Below are 8,040 nucleotides of genomic sequence, written 5' to 3' on the forward strand. Positions count from 1 at the left end.
GTCTGTTGCTGGCCACGCTCGTCGCGGCGCCCGCCGCGCTGACCTCGGCCGCCGAAGCGCCGGCCGCGCCGGCGGCGACCGTCGCCGTCGCCGAAGCCACCGCGACCAAGCTCGCGCCGACGCGCTGGGTGCCCGGCAGTGTCGTCAGCCGCGACGACGCGCGCATCGCGAGCGTCGCCGCGGGCCGCGTCGTGGAGATCGCCGAAGTCGGCAGCGTCGTGAAGCGCGGCGAACGGCTCGCCAAGCTCGACGACGTGCCGCTGCGCCTGCGCCTGGAACAGGCCCGCGCGACGGCCGGCCGCGCCAAGGCGCAGCGCGATCTCGCGCAGAGCCAGATGTCGCGGCTGGCCAAGCTCGCTCCGGGCAACGCCGTCGCGCAGACCCAGCTCGACGAGGCGCGCGCCGCGCTGGAGAGCGCCAGCCAGGAACTCGCCCGCGCCGACGCCGAACGGCGCAGCATCGAGCACGACCTGAACGAGACCGAGATCCGCGCGCCGTTCAGCGGCGTGGTCAGCGAGCGTTTCGTGCAGCGCGGCGAATACCTGCAGATCGGCGCGGCCGTCGCGCATCTGGTCGACACCGGCCGGCTCGAGGCGCGCGTGCAGGCGCCTCTCGCGCTCGCGCCGCAGGTCAAGGCCGGCCAGGAAATCCAGGTGCGCCTGCACGGCGCCGTGCAGCCGGTCACGGTGCGTGCGGTCGTGCCGGTAGGCGACGAGCGCTCGCGCCAGTTCGAGCTGCGCGTGTCGCTGCCGGAAGACTTCGCGCTCGTCGGCACGGCCGTCGAAGTCGCGCTGCCCGAGAGCGCCGGCGAGACCGCGCTGACCATCCCGCGCGACGCGCTCGTGCTGCGCGAGGCGCACACCTACGTCATGCGGGTCAAGGCCGATAACACGGCCGAGCGGGTCGAGGTGCGGGCCGGCGCGGCGCGCGACACCCTGGTCGAAGTCACCGGCGAGCTCAGTCCCGGCGACCGCGTCGTCGTTCGCGGTGCCGAGCGCCTGAGCCCGGGACAGGCCGTCCGCGTCGTCGAAGGCTGAGTGCGCAGGTTGGTGCTTGGCTCGACCCGCCGGCGCCGCTACATTGCCCACTTCGTCTGTGCGGAGTGAGCAATGCGCATCGTCAGCTTCAATGCCAACGGCATCCGGTCCGCGGCGAGCAAGGGTTTCTACGATTGGCTCGCCCGGCACAAGGCCGACATCGTCTGCTTGCAGGAGACCAAGGCGCAGGAGCACCAGCTAACCGACGCGGCGTTCCGGCCCAAGGGCTATCACAGCTACTACCGCGACGCGACGAGCAAGAAGGGCTACAGCGGCGTCGCGATCTACACGCGCGAGGAGCCCGACGAAGTGCGCACGGCGCTGGGCTGGAGCGACTTCGACGAGGAAGGCCGCTACATCGAGGCGCGTTACGGCAATCTCAGCGTGGTCTCGCTGTATTTTCCGTCGGGTTCGTCGGGTGACGAGCGCCAGGCGTTCAAGTTCAAGTGCATCGACTGGATCACGCCGATCTTCGAGGAGTGGTTCGCGAGCGGCCGCGACTACGTGATCTGCGGCGACTGGAACATCGTTCACACGCGCAAGGACATCCGCAACTGGAGTTCCAACCAGAAGACCTCGGGCTGCCTGCCGGAGGAACGCGCCTGGCTGGACAGGCTGTTCCTGCAGCACGGCTGGGTCGACAGCTACCGCACGCTCAAGCCGGAAGCCGAGGACTACACCTGGTGGTCCAACCGCGGCCAGGCGCGCGCGAACAACGTGGGATGGCGCATCGACTACCAGGTCGTCTCGCCGTCGCTGCGCGCGCGGCTCAAGAGCTGCGAAATCCTGCGCGATCCGCGCTTCTCCGATCATGCGCCGTATACCGTGGACTACACGGCTTGAGCAGCAGCGCCGAAACGGCCGCGGCGGCCGTCGACGAGTCGGCGCGCGCGCGCCGGCTGACCGTCATCGCGGTACTCGGCTTCGCATCGGGCCTGCCGCTCGCGCTTTCCGGCGGCGCGCTGCAGGCCTGGTTCACGACGTCGGGCGTCAGCCTGAAGGCCATCGGCTGGGCCACCCTGATCGGCCAGGCCTACGTCTTCAAGCCGCTGTGGGCGCCGCTGATCGATCGCTATGCGCTGCCGCTGCTGGGCCGCCGGCGCGGCTGGATACTTGCCTGCCAGCTCGCCTGCGCCGCCTGCCTGTTCGGCATGTCGCTGTACGATCCGTCCGGCAGCATGAGCGCGATCGTGTTCCTCGCGGTGCTGCTCGCGGTGTTCTCGGCGACGCAGGACATCGCGTTCGACGCCTACCGCACCGACGTGCTGGTCACGCCCGAGCAGCGCAACTGGGGTTCGGCATTGACCCAGGCGGGCTATCGCCTGGCCATGCTGACGTCGGGCGGCTTGGCCCTGATCCTCGCCGACCAGCTCGGCTGGCCGCTGGTCTACCAGCTCATGGCTGCGCTGATGCTGGTGGCGTCGATAGGTACCCTGGCCGCGCCGGCGGCTGCGCCGGTCTCGCCGCCGCGCGATCTGCTGCAGGCGGTCGTCGCGCCGCTGCGCGCGTTCTTCACGCGTCCGGCGGTGCTGGCCTGGATCGCGCTGATCATTCTCTACAAGCTCGCCGATGCGTTCTCGCTCGCGTTGTCGACGACGTTCCTGCTGCGCGGCGTCGGCTTCAGCCAGACCGAAGTCGGCAGCGTCAACAAGTTCGTCGGCCTCGCGGCCGGCCTCGGCGGCTCGCTGCTCGGCGGCTGGATGCTCATGCGCATGCGGCTGGTGCCGGCGCTGCTGATCTTCGGCATCGCCCAGGCGCTCACCAATCTCGGTTTCGCCTGGTTGACCCTTACCGGTCCCGACCTGCCGGCGCTCGTGCTGGTCGTACTGCTGGATCAGGCCATCGGCGGCATGGGATCGACCGCGTTCGGCGTGCTGGTCATGGCCTTGTGCGACCAGCGCTTCAGCGCGACCCAGTTCGCGCTCATCAGCGCGCTCGCCGTCATCGGGCGCGTCTATCTCGGGCCGTTGGCGGCAACCGTCGTCGAAGCGGTGGGCTGGGGGCCGTTCTTCGTGACGACCGTGTTCACGGCGATTCCGGGACTGCTGATGGTCTACGTGCTGCGGTCGCGCATCGCCGCACTGGACGTGCGCGGCGCCTAGCGCGCGGTCGCTTCGGGGGCGTCGGACAGCTCCGCATCGCCGGCTTCAGGCTTTCTTAGCATCGAATACGGTATCGATGGCGCCGACGCCATGGCTGCCGGGGCACGGAACGTTCTAGCTGTAAACGCGGCAGCATGCTGCGACAATCGTGATCTTCAGGGGCATTTGCGGACGCCGAAGCGGGGGCGCTGTGCCAGACATTCTCGTACGCCACATCGATGACGCGCTGGCCGAACGCATCAAGGACATTGCGCGCGAGCATCAGTGGTCGATCAACGAAGCCATTCTCTACGCGCTGCGCCGCGGCGTCGGCCTCGGGGCGGACGAGGTAGCGCGCCGCGAGCTGCACGACATCGCGATGCTGTCGGGAACCTGGGAATCGACCGAAACGGCGGCGTTCCGCGCCGCGCTGGATGCGTTCGAGCGCGTCGCCGGCCGGCCGCTGTTCACCGAAGGCGAGGGCGGCGACGGGCGTCCGGATCAGGAGCCGAAGTAGATCGCGCCGAGCACGCGCGGTCCGCGCGCGCCGGTCACGTCAGCGCGATTGCCCGGCAATCCCCGCAGCCGCTGTCGCGCGAGCCAGGCGAAGGCCATGGCTTCCACATAGTCGGGATCGATGCCGCAGCTGGCCGTGCTGACGACGGGAACGGGTGTCAGCGCGGCGGCCAGGGCGTTCATCAACGTCGCGTTGTGCACGCCGCCGCCGCAGACCAGCACGCGCTGCGCATGCGGCGCGTCGCGGCGTATCGCGGCGGCGACGCTGCGCGCCGACAGGGCCAGCAAGGTGGCCTGCACGTCGACCGCGGCGATCGCGCGTCCGCCGAGCTGACGCTGCAGCCAGTCCATGTTGAAGACTTCACGGCCGCTGCTCTTGGGGCCCGTCTGCGCGAAATACGGTTCGGCCAGCATCTGCGCGAGCAGCGCTTCGTCGACGCGCCCCTGTGCGGCCCAGGCACCACCGATGTCGCAGCCCAGACCGCGCTGCTGCAGCGACCAGCCATCGAGCAGGCAGTTGGCCGGCCCGGTGTCGAAGCCCGCTAGCGGCGCGGCCGGATCGCGCGGCAGCACGGTGATGTTGGCGATGCCGCCGAGATTCAGCACGACGCGATCCTCGCGCGCATCGGCGAGCAGCGCCGCATGCAGTCCCGGCACCAGCGGTGCGGCCTGGCCGCCGGCGGCGATGTCGCGGCGGCGGAAGTCGCCGACCGTGGTGATGCCGGTGCGTTCGGCAATGACGTTCGGATCGCCGAGCTGCAAGGTGTACGGCGCGGCCAGCGAGGGCTTGTGCCGGACGGTCTGGCCGTGCGACCCGAGCGCACGCACGGCCGACGGCGCGAGTTTCTCGCGCGCGAGCAGGGCGAGCGCCGCATCGGCGAAGGCCTGGCCGAGCTCGACGTCGAGCGTGCCGAGTTCGTCGAGATTGATTTCGGCGGTCTCGCGTGCGAGGGCCAGCACGCGGCGGCGCAGCGCCGGCGGATACTCCGCGGCTTGCGCGGCGACCAGCTGCGGCGCCGGATCGAACGCAACGAGCGCGACGTCGATCGCGTCGGCGCTCGTGCCCGAGATCAGGCCGAGAAACAGCTCGGAAGCGGTCACCGCGGGCTCAGCGCGCGAGCGCCAGGCGCGGATCTTCGTAGCGCTTGAGCTGCGCCAGCATCGGCTGGGTCAGCTGCTTGAACTTGACCAACTCGGTCGCCGGCAGCGGTTCCGGCTTCGGCAAGGTGACCGACAGCGGATCGCGATGCTGGCCGTTGATGCGGAATTCGTAGTGCAGATGCGGGCCGGTCGCCAGACCGGTCGAGCCGACGTAGCCGATCAGCTGACCCTGGCGCACGCGCTGGCCGTTGGACAGGCCCGCGGCGAAACGCGACATGTGGCCGTAGACCGTGCTGTACTGGCCGCCGTGCTGCAGGATCACGACGTTGCCGAAGCCGTTCTTGACGCCGCGGAACTCGACCTTCGCATCGCCGGCCGCGTAGATCGGCGTGCCGGTCGGCGCGGCATAGTCCACGCCCTTGTGCGCGCGCATCTTGCCGAGCACCGGATGCATGCGGCCCGCGCTGAAGCGCGAGGAAATGCGCGTGAATTCCACCGGCGTGCGCAGGAACGAGGTCTTCAGCGGACGGCCGTCCTCGCTGTAGAAGGAGACCGTGCCCTCGGCGTCCTCATAGCGGAAGGCCGTGAAGCGACGGCCGCCGTTGATGAAGGTCGCGCCGAGAATGTCGCCATCGCGCAGACGCTCGCCTTCGCGGTAGACGTCGTTGTAGATGACGGTGAAGGTGTCGCCGACGCGCAGATCCTGGGCGAAGTCGATGTCGTAGCCGAAAGCCTGGGCCAGCTTCAAGGTCATCGAATCGGTCATGCCGGCGGAATCGCCGGCCTCGAACAGCGAACTCTTGATCGTGCCGTGGGCGACGTGGACACGGCGTTCCAGCGCGCGCTCGGCGATCTCGCTGTCGATGCCGTCGGCATCGACGCGCACGATGACGCGGGTATGGTCGTCGCGGTCGAAGCGCAGCGCCGTGAGGCGGCCGTCGCCGCTCTTGCGGAACCCGAACTCGTCGCCGGGATGAATCCGCCGGAATGCGCCGTTGTCGACTTTCGCGTCTACGAGGCGCTGCAGCTCGGTCGGCGACAGGCCCTGTTCGTGGAAAATGTCGGCCAGCGACTGGCCGGCGCGCACGATGACGATCTTCCATTCATCGCCGTCCATGCCGGGCACCATGCCCGCGGCGGCGAGGCCAGCCAGCGCGCGATCGTCGGCCGAAGTCTGGTCGGCGCTGAGCGCCGGGAGCGGCAGCGACAAGGTCGTGATGCTCGGCGCTTCGTCGCGGCGCATCGCGTTGGCCCAGGTCGGCATGACCATGCCGACGATGACGGTCAGCGCGACGGCGACGCTGGCGAGAACCCAATGTTCGCGGCGCCAGGAGATCGGCGAGATCGCCGCGTTCTGCGCGAGCGCCCAGGTTTTGCATTTTGAATAAAATTGGAAATGTTTTCGGAGTGCGCGACGCCGCAGCGCGAGGCGACGGCCGGTGCGGCGGCTGGAGTGAGGTGCGGCTGGGGTCTCGTTCACGGTCGCATTCCGATCAAACGGCCCGTACCATAGCCAACCGATTCAAACCCCGTCAACGCCAGTATTGGCGCGGGTTTGCGCCCGGTTAGCCGATTAACAAATAATTAACTGCACCTTCTTTTTTCGAGGCGGCCCGCGCTAGCGTGGACGGCATGTTCGCGTCGGCGCGCGGTCGCGACGGCAGCAAGCGGAGACGATGGCATGACCCAACTGCAGGAAGCGCTGGACCTCATCGGTCGCGGCGCCGAAGAAATCATCAAGCGCGAGGATCTCGAGGCGCGCCTCAAGCTCGGCCGGCCGCTGCGCATCAAGGCGGGCTTCGATCCGACTGCGCCCGATCTGCATCTGGGTCATACGGTCTTGCTGAACAAAATGCGCCAGTTTCAGGACCTCGGCCATCAGGTCATTTTCCTGATCGGCGACTTCACCGGCATGATCGGCGACCCGACCGGCAAGAATGTCACGCGCAAGCCGCTGAGTCGCGCGGACATCGAGGCGAACGCGCAGACCTACGCCGAACAGGTCTACAAGGTCCTCGATCGCGAAAAGACCGAAGTCCGCTTCAATTCTGAATGGTTCGGCCAGATGTCGGCGGCCGACATGATCAAGCTCGCCGCCAGACACACGGTCGCGCGCATGCTCGAGCGCGACGACTTCCAGAAGCGCTACCGCAGCGAACAGGCCATCGCGATTCACGAATTCCTCTATCCGCTGGTGCAGGGCTATGACTCGGTCGCGCTGAAGGCCGACGTCGAACTCGGCGGCACCGACCAGAAATTCAACCTGCTGGTCGGACGCCAACTGCAGGAAGAAGCGGGACAGCCGCCGCAGATCGTGCTGACCCTGCCGCTGCTCGAAGGCACCGACGGCGTCAACAAGATGTCCAAGTCCCTCGGCAATTACATTGGCATCAACGAGCCGCCGAACGAGATCTTCGGCAAGATCATGCGTCTGTCCGACGATCTGATGTGGCGCTACTTCGAGTTGCTGTCGTTCGCGAAGTCGCTGGCCGACATCAAGCAGATGCGCGAAACCGTCGCGGCCGGCCAGGTCAATCCGCGCGATTACAAGATGCAGTTGGCCGTCGAGCTGACCGCCCGCTTCCACGGCGCGGAGGCTGGCGAAGCCGCCGTCAGGCATTGGCATGAGGTGATCCAGGGCGGCGGCGTGCCAGCGGACCTGGCCGTTCAGGATGTCCTGGTGCCGGCCGACGGTCTGCGCATAGGCGCGTTGTTGAAGGCTGCCGGCTTGGCGGCGAGCGGTTCGGAAGCGACGCGCAAGATTAACGAGCGCGCGGTCCGCGTGGATGGAGCACTGGTCGAGGACGCGTCGCTGCTCTTTGCGGCTGGGGGCGAATATCTGCTTCAGCTCGGCAAGCGCGGCTACGCCCGTGTGCGCCTGATCGCCGCGTAAATAAAGTCGGCGAACCCTCTTGCCAAACGAGCGAGTGGTGCTAGAGTTCGCGCCCCTTCGCTGGTCGGGAGAGACGGAGGAGGGGCTGTCGGAAGGTAGCGGGTTTGCGGTGGGTTGGCTTGGCGGCGGGTTGGTAAGAAGAAAGACGCGCTGCGGGGGTTGACGAACGGCAAAGAGGGGTTATGATTCGCGCCCCTTCGCTGAGGCGGTGACGCCGGGGTGAAGGAGGCGGGGAATAGCCGCCGGGGTTTGAGGCTTTTCGCGGTGGAAGAGGTTGGCGGTCTGGTTCGGAAAAAAGACGAACTGGGGTGTTGACGGAAGCGAAAAGGGATGTAAGATATGCGGCTCACCGGGACGAAATGTTGCCGGGTTGGAACGAAAGCCAAGTGCTTGAAGTTCTGGGCTGAAAGAT

8 protein-coding genes are annotated in these 8,040 nt (G+C 67.9%); 5 read left to right on the plus strand and 3 right to left on the minus strand.

The window, feature by feature from the left end; all coding sequences use genetic code 11:
- From NON22_RS16635 to NON22_RS16650, 4 genes are all read left to right on the plus strand, one after another.
- Nucleotides 1-1,037: efflux RND transporter periplasmic adaptor subunit (locus NON22_RS16635; protein ID WP_257388068.1), on the plus strand; the 1,037-nt coding region annotated here is incomplete at its 5' end.
- A gap of 72 nt (nucleotides 1,038-1,109) precedes the next feature.
- Nucleotides 1,110-1,880, plus strand: a complete 771-nt coding sequence (locus NON22_RS16640) for an exodeoxyribonuclease III (RefSeq protein ID WP_257388069.1) — start codon at nucleotides 1,110-1,112, stop codon at nucleotides 1,878-1,880.
- On the plus strand, nucleotides 1,877-3,139 hold the full coding sequence (locus NON22_RS16645) for an AmpG family muropeptide MFS transporter (RefSeq protein ID WP_257388070.1): 1,263 nt from the start codon (nucleotides 1,877-1,879) through the stop codon (nucleotides 3,137-3,139). The genes NON22_RS16640 and NON22_RS16645 overlap by 4 nt, the downstream gene beginning before the upstream one ends.
- Nucleotides 3,140-3,329: 190 nt before the next feature.
- Nucleotides 3,330-3,635: a hypothetical protein gene (locus NON22_RS16650; protein ID WP_257388071.1), complete on the plus strand. Its 306-nt coding sequence runs from the start codon at nucleotides 3,330-3,332 to the stop codon at nucleotides 3,633-3,635.
- On the opposite strand, the gene NON22_RS16655 is transcribed toward NON22_RS16650, so the two are convergent.
- The gene (locus NON22_RS16655) at nucleotides 3,620-4,735 is read right to left on the minus strand and encodes an anhydro-N-acetylmuramic acid kinase (protein ID WP_257388072.1); all 1,116 of its coding nucleotides are present in this window, start codon (nucleotides 4,733-4,735) and stop codon (nucleotides 3,620-3,622) included. The two genes, NON22_RS16650 and NON22_RS16655, sit on opposite strands and share 16 nt — an antisense overlap.
- A 7-nt stretch (nucleotides 4,736-4,742) precedes the next feature.
- The gene (locus NON22_RS16660; protein WP_257388073.1) at nucleotides 4,743-6,215 is read right to left on the minus strand and encodes an OapA family protein; all 1,473 of its coding nucleotides are present in this window, start codon (nucleotides 6,213-6,215) and stop codon (nucleotides 4,743-4,745) included.
- Between the two features lie 201 nt (nucleotides 6,216-6,416).
- Between NON22_RS16660 and tyrS the strand changes: the two genes are divergently transcribed.
- Nucleotides 6,417-7,628 carry a tyrosine--tRNA ligase gene (tyrS, locus tag NON22_RS16665; RefSeq protein WP_257388074.1) on the plus strand — a complete coding sequence of 404 codons (1,212 nt, stop codon included), beginning with the start codon at nucleotides 6,417-6,419 and terminating at the stop codon, nucleotides 7,626-7,628.
- 180 nt (nucleotides 7,629-7,808) lie between these two features.
- On the opposite strand, the gene NON22_RS16670 is transcribed toward tyrS, so the two are convergent.
- A partial coding sequence (locus NON22_RS16670) for a hypothetical protein (RefSeq protein WP_257388075.1) occupies nucleotides 7,809-8,040 on the minus strand: 232 nt, incomplete at its 5' end.

The sequence above is a fragment of the Tahibacter caeni genome (assembly GCF_024609805.1).
Classification (GTDB): Bacteria; Pseudomonadota; Gammaproteobacteria; order Xanthomonadales; family Rhodanobacteraceae; genus Tahibacter; species Tahibacter caeni.